Genomic DNA, 19,592 nt, shown 5'->3' with positions numbered 1-19,592 from the left:
ATCCTTCGGTGTAGCGGAAGATCGGCTGATACGTGGAGGCCGGGGCTCCGGCGGCCGTGTTGGATGGGACTGTGACCCCGATCTCCCGTCCGCACCGCCACGACGCCCTCATCTCATGTGCCGGACTGCTCGGCGGGCTCGTGCTGTGGGCCGTCGGACTGCACACCCAGAGCGGCCGCCCGCTGTCCGGCACCTGGGTGCTCCTGCCGCTGGTGCTGATGGCGGGCCTTGAGCTGCTGCGCCGCACCGCACCGCAGACCGCGCTGGTCATCGGCACCTGTCTGCTGCTCGCCGATCAGTTCACGCCGGGCAGCCTGGCCACGGTCGTGATGTTCACCGACCTCGTGTACGCGGCCGTCCTGTACGGGACCCCGGCGGCGGCCCGCCGCATCCCGGTCACCACCGGGCTGATCACGGTCGGCGTGACGATCGGCTTCTACGCCTGGCTCCACCGGCCGGAGGCCCTGCTCATCGGCGTGATCACGGGCATCATCTCGTTCACGCCCGCGGCCACCGGGGCCCTCGTGCGCAGTCACCGCGAGGCCGCCGACAGCGCCCGGCTGCGCGCCGAACAGACCGCGCTGCTCGCCGAGATGGACCGCAGCCAGGCCGTGGTCGCCGAGCGCGCCCGGATGGCCCGCGAACTGCACGACGTGGTCGCCAACCACCTCTCGGCGATCGCCATCCACTCCACGGCCGCGCTCTCCCTGGACGACCCGGCGACGACCCGGCAGGCCATGTCGGTGATCCGCGAGAACAGCGTGGCCGGGCTCGCCGAGATGCGCCGGCTGATCGGGCTGCTGCGCGACACCGCCGGCCACGAACAGCCCGCCGCCGCGCCCACCCTGGCCGGGCTCGACGCGCTGATCGCCCAGGCCGGTACCAACGGGTCCGCCAGCGGGCTCCGCTTCGCGCTCGACGACCGGCGTGCAGAGAACGGCCCGCTGCCCGCGCCGGTGGAGCTCGCCGCGTACCGGATCGTCCAGGAGTCCCTCACCAACGCCCTCAAGCACGCGGCGCCCGGCCCGGTCGAGGTCGCCCTCGCGCGCGCCGACGGGCTGCTCACCGTGCGGGTCACCAGCCCGTACGGCGACCGGCCGGGCCCGCGCGCACCGGGGTCCGGCGCCGGTCTGATCGGGATGCGCGAGCGGGTCGAACTGCTCGACGGGACCTTCGCCTCGGGCCCCGAGACGGCGCCGGACGGCACCAAGATCTGGCTGGTGCGGGCCCAACTGCCCGCCGACGAAAGGACATTGAGCACATGACGATCCGGGTACTGGTCGCGGAGGACCAGTCGGCGGTACGGGCCGGACTGGTCCTGATCCTCTCCAGCGCCCCGGACATCGAGGTGGCCGGGGAGGCGGCGGACGGCGAGCAGGCGGTGGCGCTGGCCCGCGAACTCCGCCCCGATCTGGTCCTGATGGACGTCCAGATGCCGAAGCTGGACGGGGTCTCGGCGACCCGGACCGTGGTCGGCGAGGGGCTCGCCGACGTGCTGGTCCTGACCACCTTCGACCTGGACGAGTACGTCTTCGGGGCGCTGCGCGCGGGCGCGGCGGGCTTCCTGCTCAAGAACACCGACGCGAAGGACCTGATCGAGGCGGTGCGCACGGTGGCGCGCGGTGAGGGCCTGATCGCCCCGGCCGTCACCCGGCGCCTCATCGCGGAGTTCGCCTCGGCACCGCAGCCGGTCGTCCCGCAGCGCCCCGCGGCGCTCGACACCCTGACCCGGCGCGAGGGCGAGGTGCTGTCCTGTCTGGGCCGGGGCCTGTCGAACGCGGAGATCGCGGTACGCCTGGACATGGCGGAGGCCACCGTGAAGACCCATGTCAGCAGACTGCTTGGCAAGCTGGAGCTGCGCAGCCGGGTCCAAGCGGCCGTACTGGCACAGGAGTTGGGGATCTGAGACGACTCCCCGCCGGAGGTCTGGACCTCTTGACGGTTGGTCCAGACCTTTCTACGCTCACCGCACACTGCTGTGGTGGGCATGCCATCCCTGGCGTTCTGAGGCACGCCCACCCGGACGGAGCAGGGTCCCACCCCCACCACCGTCGCACCATTCGGGAGCAGCCTTGAGTACCGCACGTCGTATGCGTACGCGCTTCAGATCAAGAGCCGCAGCGGCCCTGACCGCACTCGCCCTCCCCCTGGCCGCGCTGATCGGTCTGGCCTCCCCCGCCGCGGCCGCCGCCTCGGCGACCGCCACCTATGCCAAGTCCTCGGACTGGGGCACCGGATTCGGGGCCGGCTGGACCATCAAGAACACCGGCACCACCACGCTCACTTCCTGGACCGTGGAGTGGGACTACCCCTCGGGTACGTCCGTGACCTCGGCCTGGGACGCGGACGTCACCAACTCCGGCACCCACTGGACCGCCAAGAACAAGTCGTACAACGCCACCCTCGCCCCCGGCGCAAGCGTGAGCTTCGGCTTCAACGGGGCGGGCTCGGGATCCCCGTCGGGCTGCAAGCTCAACGGCGGCTCCTGCGACGGCGGTTCGGCCCCCGGCGACAACCCGCCGTCGGCCCCCGGCACCCCGACCGCGAGCAACGTCACCGACACCGGTGTGACGCTGTCCTGGTCCGCCGCGACCGACGACAAGGGCATCAAGAACTACGACGTGTACCGGGGCTCGGCGAAGATCGCCACGGTGACGGGAACCACGTACACCGACTCCGGCCTGACCGCGGGCACGTCGTACACCTACAGCGTGACCGCGCGCGACACCGCCGACCAGACGGGCCCCTCCTCGGGCTCGGTCACCGTGACGACCACCGGCGGGGGCGGCCCCGGCCCCGGCGGCGACAAGGTCCGGCTCGGCTACTTCACCGACTGGGGCATCTACCAGCGCAACTACCAGGTGAAGAACATCGTCACCTCGGGCTCGGCGAGCAAACTGACCCACATCAACTACGCGTTCGGCAATGTGACCAACGGCCAGTGCGCCATCGGCGACGCGTACGCCGACTACCAGAAGACGTACGACGCGTCCTCCAGCGTGGACGGCACAGCGGACACCTGGAACCAGCCGGTGGCGGGCAACATCAACCAGCTGCGCGAGTTGAAGGCGAAGTACCCGGGCATCAAGATCCTCTGGTCCTTCGGCGGCTGGACCTGGTCCGGCGGCTTCGGCGCGGCGGCCGCGAACCCGGCGGCGTTCGCGGACTCCTGCTACTCGCTGGTCAAGGACCCGCGCTGGGCCGATGTGTTCGACGGCATCGACATCGACTGGGAGTACCCCAACGCCTGCGGCCTGTCCTGCGACACCAGCGGACCGGCCGCCCTGAAGAACCTGCTCGCCGCGCTGCGCACGAAGTTCGGCGGCTCGGCGCTGGTCACCGCGGCGGTCACCGCCGACGGCTCGGACAACGGCAAGATGGACGCCGCCGACTACGGGGGCGCCGCGCAGTACGTCGACTGGTACAACGTGATGACGTACGACTTCTTCGGCGCGTGGGCCGCGCAGGGCCCGACGGCCCCGCACTCCCCGCTCACCTCCTACAACGGGATCCCCATCGCGGGCTTCAACACGGACGCGGCGATCCAGAAGTACAAGGCGAAGGGCGTCCCGGCGAGCAAGCTCAACCTGGGCATCGGGTTCTACGGCCGCGGCTGGACGGGCGTGACCCAGGACGCGCCGGGCGGCACGGCGACGGGCCCGGCGCCGGGTACGTACGAACAGGGCATCGAGGACTACAAGGTCCTCAAGTCCTCCTGCCCGGTGACCGGAACGATCGCGGGCACGGCGTACGCCCACTGCGGGTCCAACTGGTGGAGCTACGACACGCCGTCGACGATCGCCGGAAAGATGACGTACGTGAAGGATCAGGGGCTGAGGGGCGCGTTCTTCTGGGAGTTCAGCGGGGATACCTCGAACGGCGAGCTGATCTCGGCGATGGACAGCGGCCTGAAGTAACCCGGGTCACCCCAGCACCCCGGAAGGCGGGCCCGTCCCCCGCCTTCCGGGTCAGGCCTTCGTCCGCGGACCGTGGATGGCTGGTCGCGCAGTTCCCCGCGCCCCTGACAGCACCGGGTACGGGCATCCCCAGCCCGTCATGGGGGTCCCCGATGAGAGGCTAGATTTTTGCCGCCCAGAATCTCAACCACCGCGAAGGGGGTCCGGGGCGCAGCCCGTAGGGGGTCGAGGGGCGCAGCCCCCCGGGGGGTTTGGGGGCGCAGCCCCCAAAGGAAAACCCCACCCTTGCCCTCCCCACCCCCGGAGGCCCGCGGCGGAGCCGCTGAGTGTTACAGCGGGAAGGGGCGGGGTGGGGGGAAACTCCCGCCTACGCCACGTTCACGCGTTGGCCCGGTGGTGCGGCCTCCAGCCAGGCCAGGAAACCCGTCAGCGCGTCCTCGCTCATCGCGAGTTCGAGGCGCGTGCCACGGTGCGTACAGCCCAGGATGATCGCGTCGGAGAGGAGCGCGAGTTCCTCCTCGCCCTCCGGCAGGCGCCGCGCCACCACGTCGATCGCCGAGCGCTCAAGCACCCGCCGCGGCCGAGGCGCGTACGAGAAGACGCGGAACCACTCGATCCGGTCACCGTTGTAGCGGGCCACCCCGTACACCCAGCCCTTGCCACTGGTGTCCGGCGTCTCCGGAAGGTTCCAGCGCAGACTGCAGTCGAACGTTCCGCCCGAGCGCTGGATCAGCCGCCGGCGCAGACCGAAGACGAAGAGTCCCACCAGTACCAGCGCGACGACCAGGCCACACACAAGCAGAGCGAGAGTCATCTACACCGACCTCCTCGCTCAACCAGTAATCCAGCAACGGAAAAATCTGCCTGCATCGCCTCAGCCGCGACCGGCTCCGGAAAATTCCGGACCGAGCCGCGGCTGAGGGAAAACGTCGGCGGGGTGCTAACGCACCGCCACCGCACGGAGCCGTACATCGGCGCGCCGCTCAGCGGCGGCGTCCGACTCCGACTTCGCGCTCTCCAGCGCACGCTCGGCGCGCTGGACATCGATCTCGTCCGCCAGCTCGGCGATCTCCGCGAGCAGCGAAAGCTTGTTGTCGGCGAAGGAGATGAATCCACCGTGCACCGCCGCGACGACGGTGCTGCCCTCGCTCGTACGGATCGTCACCGGGCCCGACTCCAGCACACCAAGGAGCGGCTGGTGACCGGGCATGACGCCGATGTCGCCGGACGTGGTGCGCGCGACGACCAGGGTGGCCTCGCCGGACCAGACACTGCGGTCCGCGGCGACGAGCTCGACGTGCAGCTCAGTAGCCATGGTTGGCTCCTCGGGTCACCACCCGGCGGTTCGGCCGGGTGTTGGGTCGAATTCTAGTAGGCGTACGGAGAAGGGCGGGACGCACCCGCCCCTCTCCGCCAAAGACGCGATTCTCACCACTCCTGGGAGTCGGGCTCCCAGGAGTCAGGAGAGTCAGGAGACGCCCAGCTCCTTGGCGTTGGCCTTGAGGTCTTCCAGGCCACCGCACATGAAGAACGCCTGCTCGGGGAAGTGGTCGTACTCGCCGTCGCAGATCTGGTTGAACGCCATGATCGACTCTTCCAGCGGGACGTCCGAACCGTCGACGCCGGTGAACTGCTTGGCGACGTGGGTGTTCTGCGACAGGAAGCGCTCCACGCGGCGGGCGCGGTGCACGACCAGCTTGTCCTCTTCGCCGAGCTCGTCGATGCCGAGGATGGCGATGATGTCCTGGAGGTCCTTGTACTTCTGCAGGATCGTCTTGACGCGCATGGCGGCGTCGTAGTGGTCCTGCGCGATGTAGCGCGGGTCCAGGATCCGGGACGTGGAGTCCAGCGGGTCCACGGCCGGGTAGATGCCCTTCTCGGAGATCGGACGGGACAGAACCGTCGTCGCGTCGAGGTGGGCGAAGGTGGTGGCCGGGGCCGGGTCGGTCAGGTCGTCCGCGGGGACGTAGATCGCCTGCATCGAGGTGATCGAGTGACCACGGGTCGAGGTGATGCGCTCCTGGAGGAGACCCATCTCGTCGGCCAGGTTCGGCTGGTAGCCCACCGCGGAGGGCATGCGGCCGAGCAGGGTCGACACCTCGGAACCCGCCTGGGTGTACCGGAAGATGTTGTCGATGAAGAAGAGGACGTCCTGCTTCTGGACGTCACGGAAGTACTCCGCCATCGTCAGACCGGCCAGCGCGACGCGCAGACGCGTGCCCGGCGGCTCGTCCATCTGACCGAAGACAAGGGCGGTCTTGTCGATGACGCCCGAGTCCTGCATCTCCTCGATGAGGTCGTTGCCCTCACGGGTGCGCTCACCGACACCGGCGAACACCGACACACCGTCGTGGTTGTTGGCCACGCGGTAGATCATTTCCTGGATGAGGACGGTCTTGCCGACGCCCGCACCGCCGAAGAGGCCGATCTTTCCACCCTTGACGTACGGGGTGAGAAGGTCGATGACCTTGACGCCGGTCTCGAACATCTCGGTCTTGGACTCGAGCTGGTCGAAGTTGGGCGCCTTGCGGTGGATCGGCCAGCGCTCGCCGATGTTGGCGTTCTCCTCGGGCTTGTTCAGCACCTCGCCGAGGGTGTTGAACACCTTGCCCTTGGTGAAGTCGCCGACCGGCACCGTGATGCCGTCGCCCGTGTCGGTCACCGGGGCCTGGCGGACCAGACCGTCGGTGGGCTGCATCGAGATCGCGCGGACGATGCCGTCACCCAGGTGCTGGGCGACTTCGAGCGTCAGCGTCTTGAGCTTGCCGTCCTCGGCCGGGTCGGCCACCTGGACGTGCAGCGCGTTGTAGATCTCCGGCATCGCGTCGACGGGGAACTCCACGTCGACGACCGGGCCGATGACCCGGGCGACGCGGCCCGTGGCAACGGCCGTCTCAACAGTGGTGGTCATTACTTGTCACTCCCCGCGGTCGCGTCGGCCAGCGCACTGGAGCCACCGACGATCTCGCTGATTTCCTGGGTGATTTCGGCCTGGCGGGCCGCGTTGGCAAGCCGGGAGAGGCTCTTGATGAGGTCTCCGGCGTTGTCGGTCGCCGACTTCATCGCGCGGCGGCGGGCGGCGTGCTCGGAAGCGGCCGACTGCAGGAGCGCGTTGTAGATGCGGCTTTCGACGTAGCGCGGCAGCAGGGCGTCGAGGACGTCCTCCGCCGACGGCTCGAAGTCGAAGAGCGGAAGGATCTGGTCCTTCGAGCCCGTCTCCTCCTGAGCCTTCTCAAGCGACAAAGGCAGCATCCGGTTGTCGACCGGCGTCTGCGTCATCATCGACACGAACTCCGTGAAGACGATGTGCAGTTCGTCCGCACCGTTCTCGGCCATCTCCGTCTGGATGGTCTCGATCAGCGGCGCGGCCACCCGCTTGGCGTCCGCGTACGTGGGGCTGTCGGTGAAGCCGGTCCACGATTCCGCGACCTTGCGCTCACGGAAGCCGTAGTAGGCGACACCCTTGCGGCCGACGATGTACGTGTCGACCCCCTTGCCCTCGCCGCGCAGCCGCTCCGTCAGCCGCTCCGCGGCCTTGATGGCGTTGGAGGAGTAGCCGCCGGCCAGACCGCGGTCGCTCGTGATGAGCAGGACCGCGGCGCGGGCCGGGGCCTCGGCCTCGGTGGTGAGCGGGTGCTTGGTGGTGGAGCCGGTCGCCACCGCGGTCACCGCACGGGTGAGCTCGGTCGCGTACGGCGTGGAGGCCGCCACCTTGCGCTGCGCCTTGACGATGCGCGAGGCGGCGATCATCTCCATCGCCTTGGTGATCTTCTTGGTCGCGGTGACGGATCGGATGCGACGCTTGTAGACCCGGAGCTGCGCTCCCATGAGTCAGGTCCCTTCCGTCGTCGTCACTTGCTGGTGCTGACCGGAGCGTCGTCGCCCAGGAGATTGCCGGCCGACGTCTCGAACTGCCGCTTGAAGGCCGCGATGGCGTCGCCGATCGACTGGATCGTGTCGTCCGACATCTTGCCGCCCTCGGCGATCGAGGTGAGGAGCTCCTTGCGCTCGCGGCGCAGGTACTCCAGCAGCTCGGCCTCGAAGCGGCGGATGTCCTCGACCGGGACGTCGTCCATCTTGCCGGTGGTGCCGGCCCAGATGGAGACGACCTGCTCCTCGACCGGGATCGGCGAGTACTGCGCCTGCTTCAGCAGCTCGACCATGCGCTTGCCGCGCTCCAGGGAGGCCTTGGAAGCGGCGTCCAGGTCGGAACCGAAGGCGGCGAACGCCTCCAGCTCGCGGTACTGGGCGAGGTCGACGCGGAGTCGGCCGGAGACCTGGCGCATCGCCTTGTGCTGCGCGGAACCACCGACTCGGGAGACGGAGATACCGACGTTCAGCGCGGGGCGCTGACCGGCGTTGAACAGGTCCGACTCCAGGAAGCACTGGCCGTCGGTGATGGAGATGACGTTGGTCGGGATGAACGCCGACACGTCGTTCGCCTTGGTCTCGACGATCGGCAGACCGGTCATCGAACCGGCGCCCATGGCGTCCGACAGCTTCGCGCAGCGCTCCAGCAGACGCGAGTGCAGGTAGAAGACGTCACCCGGGTAGGCCTCGCGGCCCGGCGGGCGGCGCAGCAGCAGCGACACGGCGCGGTAGGCGTCGGCCTGCTTCGACAGGTCGTCGAAGATGATGAGGACGTGCTTGCCGTCGTACATCCAGTGCTGGCCGATGGCCGAACCGGTGTACGGCGCAAGGTACTTGAAGCCGGCCGGGTCGGACGCGGGCGCGGCGACGATCGTCGTGTACTCCAGCGCGCCAGCCTCTTCCAGGGCGCCACGCACGGAGGCGATGGTCGAGCCCTTCTGGCCGATGGCGACGTAGATGCAGCGGACCTGCTTCTTCGGGTCGCCCGAGCGCCAGTTGTCGCGCTGGTTGATGATCGTGTCGACGGCCAGAGCGGTCTTGCCGGTCTGACGGTCGCCGATGATCAGCTGACGCTGGCCACGGCCGATCGGCACCATCGCGTCGACGGCCTTGTAACCGGTGGCCATCGGCTCGTGCACCGACTTACGGACCATTACGCCCGGAGCCTGCAGCTCCAGGGCGCGGCGGCCGTCGGTCTCGATCTCGCCGAGGCCGTCGATCGGGTTGCCGAGCGGGTCGACGACGCGGCCGAGGTAGCCCTCGCCGACGCCGACCGAGAGCACCTCACCGGTGCGCTGCACCGGCTGGCCCTCTTCGATGCCGCTGAACTCGCCGAGGACGATCGCACCGATCTCGCGCTCCTCGAGGTTGAGGGCAAGACCGAGCGTTCCGTCCTCGAAACGCAGCAGCTCGTTCGCCATGGCCGAGGGAAGACCCTCGACCTTCGCGATGCCGTCACCGGCAACGCTGACCGTACCGACCTCCTCGCGCGAGGCCGCGTCCGGCTGGTACGACTGGACAAAGGTCTCCAGCGCGTCCCGGATCTCCTCCGGCCGGATCGTGAGCTCCGCCATCTGGGTTCCCTGCTCTCCTTGTTGGGCCCGAAGTTTCTAAGGGGGTCTGGGGGCCGACCCCCAGGAATCTTCTGCAATCTCTGCACGGCCCAACCGGGCCGCTGGTGTTGCTAATTCAATTGGTGTGCCGACCGCGGGGTCAGCGCGCCAGCCGCCGGTTCGCCTCTTCGAGGCGCTCCGCGATGGTGCCTTCGATGATCTCGTCGCCGACACGCACCGAGATCCCGCCGAGGACCTCGGGGTCCACGTCGAGGTTCAGGTGCATCTGACGGCCGTAGATCTTCGCCAGGGCAGCGCCGAGGCGCGACCGCTGGAGGTCGGTGAGCGGCACCGCCGAGGTGACGACCGCGACCATGCGGTCCCGGCGTGCCGCGGCGAGCTTGGAGAGGGACTCCAGTCCCGCTTCCAGGCTACGTCCACGCGGCCGGGTCACCAGACGGCCGACCAGTCGCTCGGTGACCGGGTTCGCCTTGCCGCCGAGCAGGCTGCGCAGCAGCTCGCTCTTGGCCGAGGCCGTGGCGGTCTTGCTGGTCAGCGCGGAGCGCAGCTCGGTGCTGGAGGTGACGATGCGGCCGAACCGGAACAGCTCGTCCTCGACGTCGTCCAGCGCGCCCGACTGCTGCGCGGCGGTGAGGTCGGCGGTGCTCGCCAGTTCCTCCAGCGAGTCCACCAGGTCACGGGACTGCGACCAGCGGGAGCGGACCATGCCGCCCACCAGGTCGGCGGTCTCGCCGCCCACCTGGCCGCCGAGCAGACGCCCGGCCAGCTCGGCCTTGGCCTCGCCGGCCTGCGCCGGGTCGGTCAGGACCCGACGCAGCGAGACCTCGCGGTCGAGCAGCGCGGTGACGGCGGCCAGCTCGCCGCCGAGCTTCGCCGCGTCGACGGACGTGTTGTCCGTCAGCGCGTCGAGACGCTCGCGTGCGGTGGCCAGTGCCTCGCGGCTCGCGCCGTTCATCGGACGGCCTCGGCCTTCTCCTCGAGCTCGCCGAGGAAACGGTCGATGGTGCGGCTCTGGCGGGCGTGGTCCTCAAGGGACTCGCCGACCAGCTTGCCGGCCAGGTCGGTCGCCAGCTTGCCCACGTCCTGACGGAGCGAGTGCGCGGCGGCCTTGCGGTCGGCCTCGATCTGGGCGTGGCCGGCAGCGATGATCTCCTCACGCTGCCGCTGGCCTTCCGCCCTCATCTCCTGGATGAGGGCAGTGCCCTGCTCGGTCGCCTCCTGGCGCAGGCGGGCAGCCTCATGGCGGGCCTCGGCGAGCTGCGCCTTGTACTGCTCAAGGACGCTCTGGGCCTCGGTCTGAGCGGCCTCGGCCTTCTCCATCCCGCCTTCGATGGCCTCGCGGCGCTCGTCCAGAACCTTGTTGATGTTCGGGAGGAGCTTCTTGGCGAGGAAGCCGAAGACGATGACGAAGGCGATGAGGCCGATGACGAGCTCAGGCCACGGCGGAACGAGGGGGTTTTCCTTGCCCTCGGCCGCCAGCTGAACCATGGTGAGGTTCACATCAGTGCCTTTCGTCGGTCGGTCTGGTCGTGGTTCGTCTTAGTAGACGAACGGCATGACAAGGCCGATCAGGGCCAGTGCCTCACAGAACGCGAAACCGAGGATCTGGTTGGCGCGGATCAGGCCGGCCGCTTCGGGCTGACGGGCGAGAGCCTGCGTGCCGTTACCGAAGATGATGCCGACGCCGACGCCGGGACCGATCGCGGCGAGACCGTATCCGATGGAGCTGAGCGAGCCAGTGACGCCATTGGAAGCAGCAGCGAGGATCTGGGACATGCCAGTTCTTCCTTCTCTTTCACGGACCGGTGGGGGTTGGCCACCGGACGACTTGGGGTATGGAGGGGGCGATCAGTGGTGCTCGGCGACGGCGCCCTGGATGAAGACGCAGGCCAGCAGCACGAACACGTAGGCCTGGACGGCCTGGATGAAGAGCTCGAAGGCGGTCATCACGACGACCATCACGAACGAGACGCCCGAGTACGCGATGCCGATGCCGTTGAGCATGTACCAGCTGGCGATCGTGAACAGGAGCAGCAGGGTGTGACCGGCGAACATGTTCGCGAAGAGTCGCACCGCGTGCGTGAACGGGCGGACCAGGACGTTCGAGAAGAACTCGATGACCATGACCAGCGGCAGCACGCCACCGAGGGACTTGTCGTAGCCGGTCAGGTTCTTGAAGCCGCCGACCAGGCCGTGCCTCTTGAAGGTGAGGCTCATCCAGATCACGTAGACGATCAGGGCGAGGACCGCGGGGTACGCGATGATCGACGTCACCGGGAACTGGGCGACCGGGACGATCGACCAGAGGTTCATCATCCAGACGAAGAAGAAGATCGAGACCATGAGGGGGACCCACTTCTCGCCCTCCTTCTTGCCGATGGTCTCGTAGACGATGCCGCGGCGTACGAAGTCGTAGCCGGCCTCGGCGACCATCTGCAGCTTGCCCGGGACGAGCTTGGGCTTGCGGAAGGCGGCCCAGAAGAAGCCCACGACGACGAGCGAGCCCAGCAGGGCGAGCAGCATCGGCTTGTTGAAGTACAGGCCGTTGGTGTCGCCCCAGAGCGGCTCGAAGAGGAACGAATGCAGGCCGGGACCCTCGAAGCCACAGCCGTTCGACTGGAAGATGTGGCAGCTCGGATCGAAGGCGAGCACCTGCGTCGGGTCAGCACTCACCGCGGGCTCCTTCAGCGTGGCGCATAGGTACGGCAACCTCGTTGTGTCGGCGCGGCGCGCAGCCGCGGTTCGGCACTGGACTGGTGTTACGGATGATGGGGCGGCGGTCGGGCATCAAGCCTCGCGAATGAGCAGGCGTCAGCTCACATGCCCGCGCCCGCAGTGCCGCAGTTGGCACCGGACGATAGCAGGGTCCTGAACTCGCGTTTATTCCGGCCCTACCCTTCACGACGACGGCCCCGTCTTTTCGGGCTTGCTGCCCTCGGAGGAGTCCGGTTCGACGTAAAGGATCTTCGCCTTCATGTGCGCACGCGCCTGCGAGCCGATCCAGACGAGGGTCAGCGCGACGAGCGTGGCGGCGAAGCACTTCGGGTTGAACAGCGTCGTGTTCTTGAAGACCGCGACAAAGATGAAGAGCAGCAGCAACTGCGCGGTGTACAGCATCAGTCCCATCGCCTGGAACAGATGCGGAAGCGATTTGGCAGTGCGTTCCAGGACGACGAGTCCGATGCCCATGAAGAGGATCACGACCAGCGTCGCGACGATGGCACCCACTGCTCCCTTGCCGCCCGCGACCACACCGCTGACGACGGCGGCAACAGCGCCCGCGGCAGCGGTGGGTACGGCGGTCTGGAGAAGAGTGCGTGCGTCGTTGGACGGCATGGCGGCAGCTCCGCTTGCTGGTGGGGGCAAAGTGGTGTCGTCATGGACGAGCGTAAGCCCGGGCCGAGTTGGTCCCTCGGGCCAACGGACCGTCGCACTACGGTCCTTCGGCTCTGTCGCCGGGTCTCGTGAACCGTATCACAAACTATTTGATGAGGTCTTTACCATGGAAGTGTGCTGCCCATCACACTTGAGAGTGGTGCTGCGCGTTTGTGCGCAACGGGCGGTGAGATGTCTGGTATTGGGCATCGACGCGGCAAATCGTCAGCGCGACGCACCGGTCTTCCGTCGGTCGGGGAAACGCGAACGGGGGCCGATCGCGGTCGCTCCGTTGACGCCCGAGACTCCGGCCGCGACGGGAGTGCGCTCGCCGCGCACCTCGTCCTCCTCCGACAGCGCGAGCGAGTGCACCGCCTCCGGCTCGCCCGGCGCGCGCCGGTAGCGCGGCGGCACGAACCGCTCGGCCCACTGCGGGGTGCGCGGGGTGAAGCGCGGCAGCAGCAGGAGCACGAGCCCGACCGCGCTCAGCGCGACGATCAGCAGCACGATCCACATCGACGCCGAGTGCACCGAGTAGGCGACCGCGCCGAAGGCGATCAGCGCCGACCAGAAGTACATGATCAGCACCGCCCGGCTGTGCGAATGCCCGATCTCCAGGAGCCGGTGGTGCAGGTGCCCCCGGTCCGCGGCGAACGGCGACTGCCCGTTCCAGGTCCTGCGGACGATCGCGAGCACCAGGTCGGCCATCGGGATCGCGATGATCGACAGCGGCATGAGCAGCGGGATGAAGACCGGCAGCATCGCGTGGGTGGCATCGCGGGTGCCGCCGAAGTTGAGCTTCATCGCGTCGGGGTCGACCTGGCCCGTGATGGAGATCGCACCGGCCGCGAGCACCAGGCCGATCAGCATCGACCCGGAGTCGCCCATGAAGATCCTCGCCGGGTGCATGTTGTGCGGCAGGAAGCCCAGGCACATGCCCATCAGGACGGCGGCGAAGAGGGTGGCGGGGGCGGCCGCCTCGATCCCGTACCCGTACCAGAGCCGGTAGGCGTACATGAAGAAGGCCGCCGACGCGATGCACACCATGCCGGCCGCCAGGCCGTCGAGGCCGTCCACGAAGTTCACCGCGTTGATGGTGATCACGACGAGCGCGACCGTGAGCAGGGTGCCCTGCCAGGAGGTCAGCGAGACCGAGCCGATGCCCGGGATGGGCAGCCACAGGATGGTCAGACCCTGCATGACCATGACGCCCGCGGCGATCATCTGGCCGCCGAGCTTGATCAGGGCGTCGATCTCGAACTTGTCGTCCAGGACGCCGATCAGCCAGATCAGCGCGGCGCCGGACAGCAGCGCGCGCGGTTCGTTGGACTGGAAGACGGCGTTGAGGCCGTCGAGGTGGTCGGCCACCAGCAGACCCGCGCACAGGCCGCCGAACATGGCGATGCCGCCGAGCCGCGGCGTCGGCTCCCGGTGCACGTCGCGCGCGCGGATCTCCGGCATCGCACCGACGGCGATGGCGAACTTCCGCACCGGCCCGGTGAGCAGGTAGGTCACCGCGGCCGTGACGCAGAGCGTCAGCAGGTATTCACGCACGGGCTGCCCCAGAGGTATCGCTGGCCATCTCAGCCCCACACCCTAGCTTCGCGCGCATGTGGTTGAGGACATCCGGATCCAGCAGATGGTTGCAGCTCTCCCTGTGAAGCGGTGATCTGTACCTATTTGTCCCGTACGGCAACCCTGCGGTAAGGCCCGTCCCCCTCAAGGAGGAGGGAATCTTTCCGCCAGTTCCCGCACCTCTGCCCGCGTTCTCGGATCCTCTCGCATCGCCATCGCGAAGAGCACCGCGATTCTGGCCATCTCCGCCTCGCCCATGCCCTGCGTGGTGACGGCGGCGGTGCCGAGCCGGATGCCGCGGGCGTCCGCGTGCGGCAGCGCGCAGGTGTCGAGGACGAGCCCGGCGCCCGCGAGGCGGCCGCGCGCGGTGCGTCCGTCGACGCCGAGCGGCGCCGGGTCGGCGAGCACGAGGTGGGTGTCGGTACCACCGGTGACCACGCCGAACCCCTCGGCAAGCAGCCCCTCGGCCAGAATGCGGGCGTTGGCGACCACCTGATGGACATACCCGGTGAACGCCGGGGCGGCTGCCTCGCCGAAGGCGACGGCCTTGGCCGCGATCGTGTGCATCTGAGCGCCGCCCTGGGTGAACGGGAAGACGGCGCGGTCGATGCGCGCGGCGAGGTCGGCGCCGCACAGGATCAACCCGCCGCGCGGTCCGCGCAGCACCTTGTGGCTGGTGGCGCACACGACGTCGGCGTACGGGACCGGGCTCGGCGCCGCTCCCCCGGCGACCAGGCCGATGGGGTGCGCGGCATCCGCGATGAGGTAGGCGCCCACATCGTCGGCGATCTCCCGGAAGGCCTGGTAGTCGGGGTGGCGGGGGTAGGCGATGGATCCGCACACGATCGCCTTGGGCCGGTGCTCGACCGCCAGGTCCCACACCTGGCCGTAGTCGATGAGTCCGGTGTCCGGGTCGAGGCCGTACCCGACGAAGTCGAACCACCGCCCGGAGAAGTTCGCGGGCGAGCCGTGCGTGAGGTGCCCGCCGTACGGGAGCCCCATCGCCAGGACGGTGTCTCCGGGCCTCAGGAGCGCCGCGTAGGCCGCCAGTACCGCCGAAGTCCCCGAATGCGTCTGGACGTTGGCGTGCGCGGCGCCGAACAGGGCCTTGGCTCGGTCGACGGCGATGCGCTCGGCGACGTCGACGACTTCGCAGCCGCCGTGGTGGCGGGCGCCCGGGTAGCCCTCGGCGTACTTGTTGCCCAACTGCGAGCCGAGGGCCGCGCGCACGGCGGGCGAGGTGAAGTTCTCGGCGGCGATCAGTTGGAGCGAGGTCGCTTGGCGCTCGGCCTCGGCGAGCAGCACGTCGGCCATTTCGGGGTCGTGCCGTCTCAGGGCTTCGAACCCCGCGAGTTCTGTGCGGCTGTCTACGGAGGTGACCGGCATGCTCCCAGGGTAGATCTGAGCCCCCGAGCGCGCCCGGCGTGACCCTGGAGTCCCGCTCCTCAATCTCCCCCAGGGCCTGAAGGGCCAGGGGGACCCCATGAGGGGCTTGCTTTCAGTGGTGGCTCGATTTGCCCGTCAGGGCGGTGACCACCGGGTCCAGGGCCTGGTTGATCTCGTCGCCGATGGAGCGGAAGAACGTGATGGGGGCGCCGTACGGGTCGTTGACCTCGTCGGCCTCGGCGCTGGGGGCGAGCAGCCAGCCGCGCAGCGCGGCCGCGGCCCGCACCAGGGCCCTGGCCCGTTCCACCATGCCCTCCTGGAGCGGATCGGGCAGCGTGGCCGGGTCTATGGCCCGTACCAGCCGGGTGAACTCCTTCAGGGTGAAGGTGCGCAGGCCCGCCGAGTGGCCCATCGAGATGACCTGGGCGCGGTGGTCGCGGGTCGCGGTCAGCACCAGGTCGGCGGTGATGACGTGCTCGTCAAGGAGCTCGCGGCCGGTGAAGCCGGAGGCGTCGGCGCCGAAGTCGGCGAGGACGGCGGCGGCGTTGGCCTCCATCGGGGCGCCCTCGTGCCCCCAGGTGCCGGCGCTCTCCACGATCAGGCCGCCCGTGAACGGGTCCCCGAGCCGGTCGCTCAGGGCATGGCGGGTCAGCCGCTCGGTGATCGGCGAGCGGCAGACGTTGCCGGTGCTGACGTGGAGGATGCGGAACGAGTTCCCCACAGGGTGAACCGTGCCTATGCCACGCCCCTCAGGGGCGGTCAATTGGCCACCTCGAGGTCGGGTACCACCTTGCGCAGCTCGTCCGCGTCGAGCGCGCCCGCGCGCAGCAGCACCGGGACCTTGCCGGTGACGTCGACGATGGACGAGGGGACGATGCCCGGGGTCGGGCCGCCGTCCAGGTACACCGAGACGGAGTCCCCGAGCATGCCCTGGGCGGCGTCGCAGTCCTCGGGTGCCGGGTGGCCGGTGAGGTTGGCGGAGGAGACGGCCATCGGGCCGACCTCGGTGAGCAGTTCGATGGCGACCGGGTGCAGCGGCATCCGGATGGCGACGGTGCCCCGGGTGTCGCCGAGGTCCCACTGCAGGGACGGCTGCTGGCGGGCGACCAGCGTCAGGGCGCCCGGCCAGAACGCGTCGACCAGCTCCCAGGCCTGCTCGGTGAAGTCGGTGACCAGGCCGTGCAGCGTGTTCGGCGAGCCGATGAGGACAGGGGTGGGCATATTGCGGCCGCGGCCCTTGGCGTCGAGCAGGTCCGCCACGGCCTGCGAGCTGAACGCGTCCGCGCCGATCCCGTACACGGTGTCCGTCGGCAGCACCACGAGCTCGCCGCGGCGGACGGCGGACGCGGCTTCGCGCAGACCGGTCGTGCGGTCGGTCGCGTCGTTGCAGTCGTATCGCCGAGCCATTTAACGGGCCTCCTCGTACACGTACACGGTCTGAATGATCTGGCGGGTCACAGCGTGGCCTTGCGGGCCGTGGCGAAGCGCGGGCGGTTGTTGAGGTCGGGGTGGTCGGCCGCGTCCGCCCAGCCGGCCTCCTCGTTGAAGATCCACGGCACCTGGCCGCCCTGGGTGTCGGCGTGCTCGATGACGACGAGCCCGCCGGGCCGCAGCAGCCGGTGCGCGGTGCGTTCGATGCCCCGGATGGTGTCGAGGCCGTCCTCGCCGGAGAACAGCGCGAGCTCGGGGTCGTGGTCGCGCGCCTCGGGGGCGACGTACTCCCACTCGGTCAGCGGGATGTACGGCGGGTTGGAGATGACCAGGTCGACCTGGCCGTCCAGCTCCGGCAGCGCGGTGAGCGCGTCGCCCTGGTGGAGAACGACCCGGGACCCCTCGACGTTCTTCCGGGTCCACTCCAGGGCGTCCTCGGACAGCTCGACGGCGTGCACCCGCGAGCGCGGCACCTCCTGCGCCATGGCGAGCGCGATCGCGCCGGAGCCGGTGCACAGGTCGACGATGAGCGGCTCCACGACGTCCATCGCGCGGACGGCGTCTATGGCCCAGCCGACCACCGACTCGGTCTCCGGCCGGGGCACGAACACCCCTGGCCCCACTTGGAGTTCGAGGTAACGGAAGAAGGCGCGGCCGGTGATGTGCTGGAGCGGCTCACGCGCCTCGCGGCGGGCGACGGCCTCCCAGTAGCGGGCGTCGAAGTCGGAGTCCTTGACGTTGTGCAGCTCGCCCCGCTTGACCCCGTGGATGTGCGCGGCGAGCTCCTCGGCGTCGAAGCGCGGTGAGGGCACGCCGGCGTCGGCCAGCCGCTGGGTGGCCTGGGCCACCTCGGCAAGCAGCACGCTTCGGGGGCCTGGGGGTCGCCCCCCAGAGTTTTGCTGCACGCTGGTCCTCCGGCAGTCGTACGGGGGTGGGGATTACTGGGCGGCCGCGAGCTTGGCCGCGGAGTCCGCGTCGACGCACGCCTGGATCATCGCGTCCAGGTCGCCGTCGAGCACCTGGTCCAAGTTGTACGCCTTGAAGCCGACCCGGTGGTCCGAGATGCGGTTTTCCGGGAAGTTGTACGTCCGGATCTTCTCGGAGCGGTCGACGGTGCGCACCTGGCTGCGGCGGGCGTCGGCGGCCTCGGCCTCGGCCTTCTCCTGGGCGGCGGCGAGCAGCCGGGAGCGCAGGATGCGCATGGCCTGCTCCTTGTTCTGGAGCTGGCTCTTCTCGTTCTGGCACGAGGCGACGACACCGGTCGGGACGTGCGTGATGCGTACGGCGGAGTCGGTGGTGTTGACGGACTGGCCGCCGGGGCCCGATGACCGGTACACGTCGATGCGGAGGTCGTTCATGTTGATCTCGACGTCGACCTCCTCGGCCTCGGGCGTGACCAGCACACCGGCGGCGGAGGTGTGGATGCGGCCCTGCGACTCGGTGGCCGGAACCCGCTGCACGCGGTGCACGCCGCCCTCGTACTTCAGCCGCGCCCAGACGCCCTGGCCGGGCTCGGTCGCACCCTGGCCGCCCTTGGTCTTCACGGCGACCTGGACGTCCTTGTAGCCGCCGAGCTCGGACTCGGTGGAGTCGATGATCTCGGTCTTCCAGCCGATCCGCTCGGCGTACCGCAGGTACATGCGCAGGAGGTCGCCGGCGAACAGGGCCGACTCGTCGCCGCCCGCACCCGCCTTGATCTCAAGCAGTACGTCCTTGTCGTCGCTCGGGTCGCGCGGGACCAGGAGCAGGCGGAGCTTCTCGGTGAGCTCCTCGCGCTGCGCGGTCAGGTCCTTGACCTCGGCGGCGAAGTCGGGGTCGTCGGCCGCGAACTCGCGGGCCGTCTCGATGTCCTCACCGGCCTGCTTCCAGGCGCGGTAGGTCCCGACGATCGGCGTGAGCTCGGCGTAGCGCTTGTTGAGCTTGCGCGCGTTGGCCTGATCGGCGTGGACCGAAGGGTCGGCGAGCTTCTTCTCGAGATCGGCGTGCTCGCCGATCAGGTCCTCGACCGCTTCGAACATCGGTGGCTCCTGGGGTTCAAACGAAGAAGGAGGGCTGGACGGCAAAGCGCCGGTCGCGGCGCCCCCGGAACGGAGGCGCCACGGACCGGCGCAGTTGGCTCGCTACTTCTGGGCGGAGCCGGCCGCAGCCTTGCCGAAGCGGGCCTCGAAGCGGGCCACACGGCCGCCGGTGTCCATGATCTTCTGCTTGCCCGTGTAGAACGGGTGGCACTCGGAGCAGATTTCGGCGCGGATGGAGCCGCCGCCGATCGTGCTGCGGGTGGTGAAAGCCGCGCCACAGGTGCAGCTGACCTGGGTCTCGACGTACTCGGGGTGGATGTCGCGCTTCAAGGTGTCTCCTAGGTTCGGGAGGGCGCCGGGTCGCAAGCGCGGATTGCGCGTACGTGAACCGGGGCCGACGTACCAGTCTGCCAGGACTGGCCGTATCTCCCAAAACCGGGGTGGGT

The 19,592-nt window shown here is 69.2% G+C and carries 20 protein-coding genes; 3 read left to right on the top strand and 17 right to left on the bottom strand.

Annotation, left to right across the window (positions count from 1 at the left end):
* The first annotated feature begins 71 nt into the window (after window positions 1-71).
* From ACIBK6_RS25090 to ACIBK6_RS25080, 3 genes are all read left to right on the top strand, one after another.
* On the top strand, window positions 72-1,265 hold the full coding sequence (locus ACIBK6_RS25090; RefSeq protein ID WP_399053582.1) for a sensor histidine kinase: 1,194 nt from the start codon (window positions 72-74) through the stop codon (window positions 1,263-1,265).
* Window positions 1,262-1,906, top strand: a complete 645-nt coding sequence (locus ACIBK6_RS25085; protein WP_399053581.1) for a response regulator — start codon at window positions 1,262-1,264, stop codon at window positions 1,904-1,906. Before ACIBK6_RS25090 ends, ACIBK6_RS25085 begins: the two co-directional genes overlap by 4 nt.
* 184 nt (window positions 1,907-2,090) lie before the next feature.
* The gene (locus ACIBK6_RS25080; protein ID WP_399053580.1) at window positions 2,091-3,917 is read left to right on the top strand and encodes a glycosyl hydrolase family 18 protein; all 1,827 of its coding nucleotides are present in this window, start codon (window positions 2,091-2,093) and stop codon (window positions 3,915-3,917) included.
* A 367-nt stretch (window positions 3,918-4,284) separates the two neighbouring features.
* Here the strand turns inward: ACIBK6_RS25080 and ACIBK6_RS25075 are convergent, their stop codons facing one another.
* The 17 genes from ACIBK6_RS25075 to rpmE all read right to left on the bottom strand — a co-directional run bounded on the left by ACIBK6_RS25075 (window position 4,285) and on the right by rpmE (window position 19,476).
* A complete protein-coding gene (locus ACIBK6_RS25075; protein WP_399053579.1) occupies window positions 4,285-4,731 on the bottom strand; it encodes a DUF2550 domain-containing protein in 447 nt (148 codons plus the stop codon).
* A 126-nt stretch (window positions 4,732-4,857) separates the two neighbouring features.
* Window positions 4,858-5,232 (bottom strand): F0F1 ATP synthase subunit epsilon, encoded by a 375-nt coding sequence (locus tag ACIBK6_RS25070; protein WP_365573546.1) that lies wholly within the window; start codon window positions 5,230-5,232, stop codon window positions 4,858-4,860.
* 153 nt (window positions 5,233-5,385) lie between these two features.
* Complete coding sequence (gene atpD / locus ACIBK6_RS25065) at window positions 5,386-6,828, bottom strand: F0F1 ATP synthase subunit beta (protein WP_399053578.1); 1,443 nt, start codon at window positions 6,826-6,828, stop codon at window positions 5,386-5,388.
* A complete protein-coding gene (locus tag ACIBK6_RS25060; protein WP_399053577.1) occupies window positions 6,828-7,745 on the bottom strand; it encodes a F0F1 ATP synthase subunit gamma in 918 nt (305 codons plus the stop codon). The genes atpD and ACIBK6_RS25060 overlap by 1 nt, the downstream gene beginning before the upstream one ends.
* 23 nt (window positions 7,746-7,768) lie before the next feature.
* The gene (atpA, locus tag ACIBK6_RS25055; protein ID WP_399053576.1) at window positions 7,769-9,361 is read right to left on the bottom strand and encodes a F0F1 ATP synthase subunit alpha; all 1,593 of its coding nucleotides are present in this window, start codon (window positions 9,359-9,361) and stop codon (window positions 7,769-7,771) included.
* Window positions 9,362-9,500: 139 nt separating this feature from the next.
* The gene (locus tag ACIBK6_RS25050) at window positions 9,501-10,316 is read right to left on the bottom strand and encodes a F0F1 ATP synthase subunit delta (protein WP_399053575.1); all 816 of its coding nucleotides are present in this window, start codon (window positions 10,314-10,316) and stop codon (window positions 9,501-9,503) included.
* A complete protein-coding gene (locus tag ACIBK6_RS25045; protein WP_063802014.1) occupies window positions 10,313-10,849 on the bottom strand; it encodes a F0F1 ATP synthase subunit B in 537 nt (178 codons plus the stop codon). The genes ACIBK6_RS25050 and ACIBK6_RS25045 overlap by 4 nt, the downstream gene beginning before the upstream one ends.
* Before the next feature lie 51 nt (window positions 10,850-10,900).
* Window positions 10,901-11,137, bottom strand: a complete 237-nt coding sequence (locus ACIBK6_RS25040) for a F0F1 ATP synthase subunit C (RefSeq protein WP_399053574.1) — start codon at window positions 11,135-11,137, stop codon at window positions 10,901-10,903.
* A gap of 72 nt (window positions 11,138-11,209) precedes the next feature.
* On the bottom strand, window positions 11,210-12,034 hold the full coding sequence (gene atpB / locus ACIBK6_RS25035; RefSeq protein WP_399053573.1) for a F0F1 ATP synthase subunit A: 825 nt from the start codon (window positions 12,032-12,034) through the stop codon (window positions 11,210-11,212).
* A 225-nt stretch (window positions 12,035-12,259) separates the two neighbouring features.
* Window positions 12,260-12,697: a hypothetical protein gene (locus tag ACIBK6_RS25030; protein ID WP_399053572.1), complete on the bottom strand. Its 438-nt coding sequence runs from the start codon at window positions 12,695-12,697 to the stop codon at window positions 12,260-12,262.
* Window positions 12,698-12,961: 264 nt separating this feature from the next.
* Entirely contained in the window at window positions 12,962-14,302 is a 1,341-nt protein-coding gene (locus ACIBK6_RS25025; protein WP_399053749.1) for an MraY family glycosyltransferase, read from the bottom strand.
* Window positions 14,303-14,455: 153 nt separating this feature from the next.
* Complete coding sequence (gene glyA, locus ACIBK6_RS25020; protein ID WP_399053571.1) at window positions 14,456-15,697, bottom strand: serine hydroxymethyltransferase; 1,242 nt, start codon at window positions 15,695-15,697, stop codon at window positions 14,456-14,458.
* Window positions 15,698-15,809: 112 nt separating this feature from the next.
* A complete protein-coding gene (locus tag ACIBK6_RS25015; protein ID WP_399053570.1) occupies window positions 15,810-16,460 on the bottom strand; it encodes a protein-tyrosine-phosphatase in 651 nt (216 codons plus the stop codon).
* Window positions 16,457-17,104: an L-threonylcarbamoyladenylate synthase gene (locus ACIBK6_RS25010; protein ID WP_399053569.1), complete on the bottom strand. Its 648-nt coding sequence runs from the start codon at window positions 17,102-17,104 to the stop codon at window positions 16,457-16,459. Before ACIBK6_RS25010 ends, ACIBK6_RS25015 begins: the two co-directional genes overlap by 4 nt.
* 47 nt (window positions 17,105-17,151) lie before the next feature.
* On the bottom strand, window positions 17,152-18,033 hold the full coding sequence (gene prmC / locus ACIBK6_RS25005; RefSeq protein WP_399053568.1) for a peptide chain release factor N(5)-glutamine methyltransferase: 882 nt from the start codon (window positions 18,031-18,033) through the stop codon (window positions 17,152-17,154).
* 33 nt (window positions 18,034-18,066) lie between these two features.
* Window positions 18,067-19,146, bottom strand: a complete 1,080-nt coding sequence (prfA, locus tag ACIBK6_RS25000) for a peptide chain release factor 1 (RefSeq protein ID WP_399053567.1) — start codon at window positions 19,144-19,146, stop codon at window positions 18,067-18,069.
* Between the two features lie 102 nt (window positions 19,147-19,248).
* Window positions 19,249-19,476, bottom strand: a complete 228-nt coding sequence (gene rpmE, locus ACIBK6_RS24995) for a 50S ribosomal protein L31 (RefSeq protein ID WP_053726981.1) — start codon at window positions 19,474-19,476, stop codon at window positions 19,249-19,251.
* Window positions 19,477-19,592: the final 116 nt, after the last annotated feature.

The organism is Streptomyces sp. NPDC050485 (genome assembly GCF_044458185.1).
GTDB lineage: Bacteria > Actinomycetota > Actinomycetes > Streptomycetales > Streptomycetaceae > Streptomyces.
The sequence above is the reverse complement of the archived record's forward strand: the minus strand, read 5'-3'. Positions and strand labels throughout refer to the sequence as shown.

Excerpts from the sequence above, each read along its gene's own strand:
- ACIBK6_RS25085 (WP_399053581.1), top strand. The coding sequence starts at position 1,262 with ATGACGATCCGGGTACTGGTCGCGGAGGACCAGTCGGCGGTACGGGCC.
- ACIBK6_RS25080 (WP_399053580.1), top strand. The coding sequence starts at position 2,091 with ATGCGTACGCGCTTCAGATCAAGAGCCGCAGCGGCCCTGACCGCACTC.
- ACIBK6_RS25075 (WP_399053579.1), bottom strand. The coding sequence starts at position 4,731 with ATGACTCTCGCTCTGCTTGTGTGTGGCCTGGTCGTCGCGCTGGTACTG.
- ACIBK6_RS25070 (WP_365573546.1), bottom strand. The coding sequence starts at position 5,232 with ATGGCTACTGAGCTGCACGTCGAGCTCGTCGCCGCGGACCGCAGTGTC.
- atpD (WP_399053578.1), bottom strand. The coding sequence starts at position 6,828 with ATGACCACCACTGTTGAGACGGCCGTTGCCACGGGCCGCGTCGCCCGG.
- ACIBK6_RS25060 (WP_399053577.1), bottom strand. The coding sequence starts at position 7,745 with ATGGGAGCGCAGCTCCGGGTCTACAAGCGTCGCATCCGATCCGTCACC.
- atpA (WP_399053576.1), bottom strand. The coding sequence starts at position 9,361 with ATGGCGGAGCTCACGATCCGGCCGGAGGAGATCCGGGACGCGCTGGAG.
- ACIBK6_RS25050 (WP_399053575.1), bottom strand. The coding sequence starts at position 10,316 with ATGAACGGCGCGAGCCGCGAGGCACTGGCCACCGCACGCGAGCGTCTC.
- ACIBK6_RS25045 (WP_063802014.1), bottom strand. The coding sequence starts at position 10,849 with ATGGTTCAGCTGGCGGCCGAGGGCAAGGAAAACCCCCTCGTTCCGCCG.
- ACIBK6_RS25040 (WP_399053574.1), bottom strand. The coding sequence starts at position 11,137 with ATGTCCCAGATCCTCGCTGCTGCTTCCAATGGCGTCACTGGCTCGCTC.
- ACIBK6_RS25030 (WP_399053572.1), bottom strand. The coding sequence starts at position 12,697 with ATGCCGTCCAACGACGCACGCACTCTTCTCCAGACCGCCGTACCCACC.
- glyA (WP_399053571.1), bottom strand. The coding sequence starts at position 15,697 with ATGCCGGTCACCTCCGTAGACAGCCGCACAGAACTCGCGGGGTTCGAA.
- ACIBK6_RS25010 (WP_399053569.1), bottom strand. The coding sequence starts at position 17,104 with ATGGCTCGGCGATACGACTGCAACGACGCGACCGACCGCACGACCGGT.
- prfA (WP_399053567.1), bottom strand. The coding sequence starts at position 19,146 with ATGTTCGAAGCGGTCGAGGACCTGATCGGCGAGCACGCCGATCTCGAG.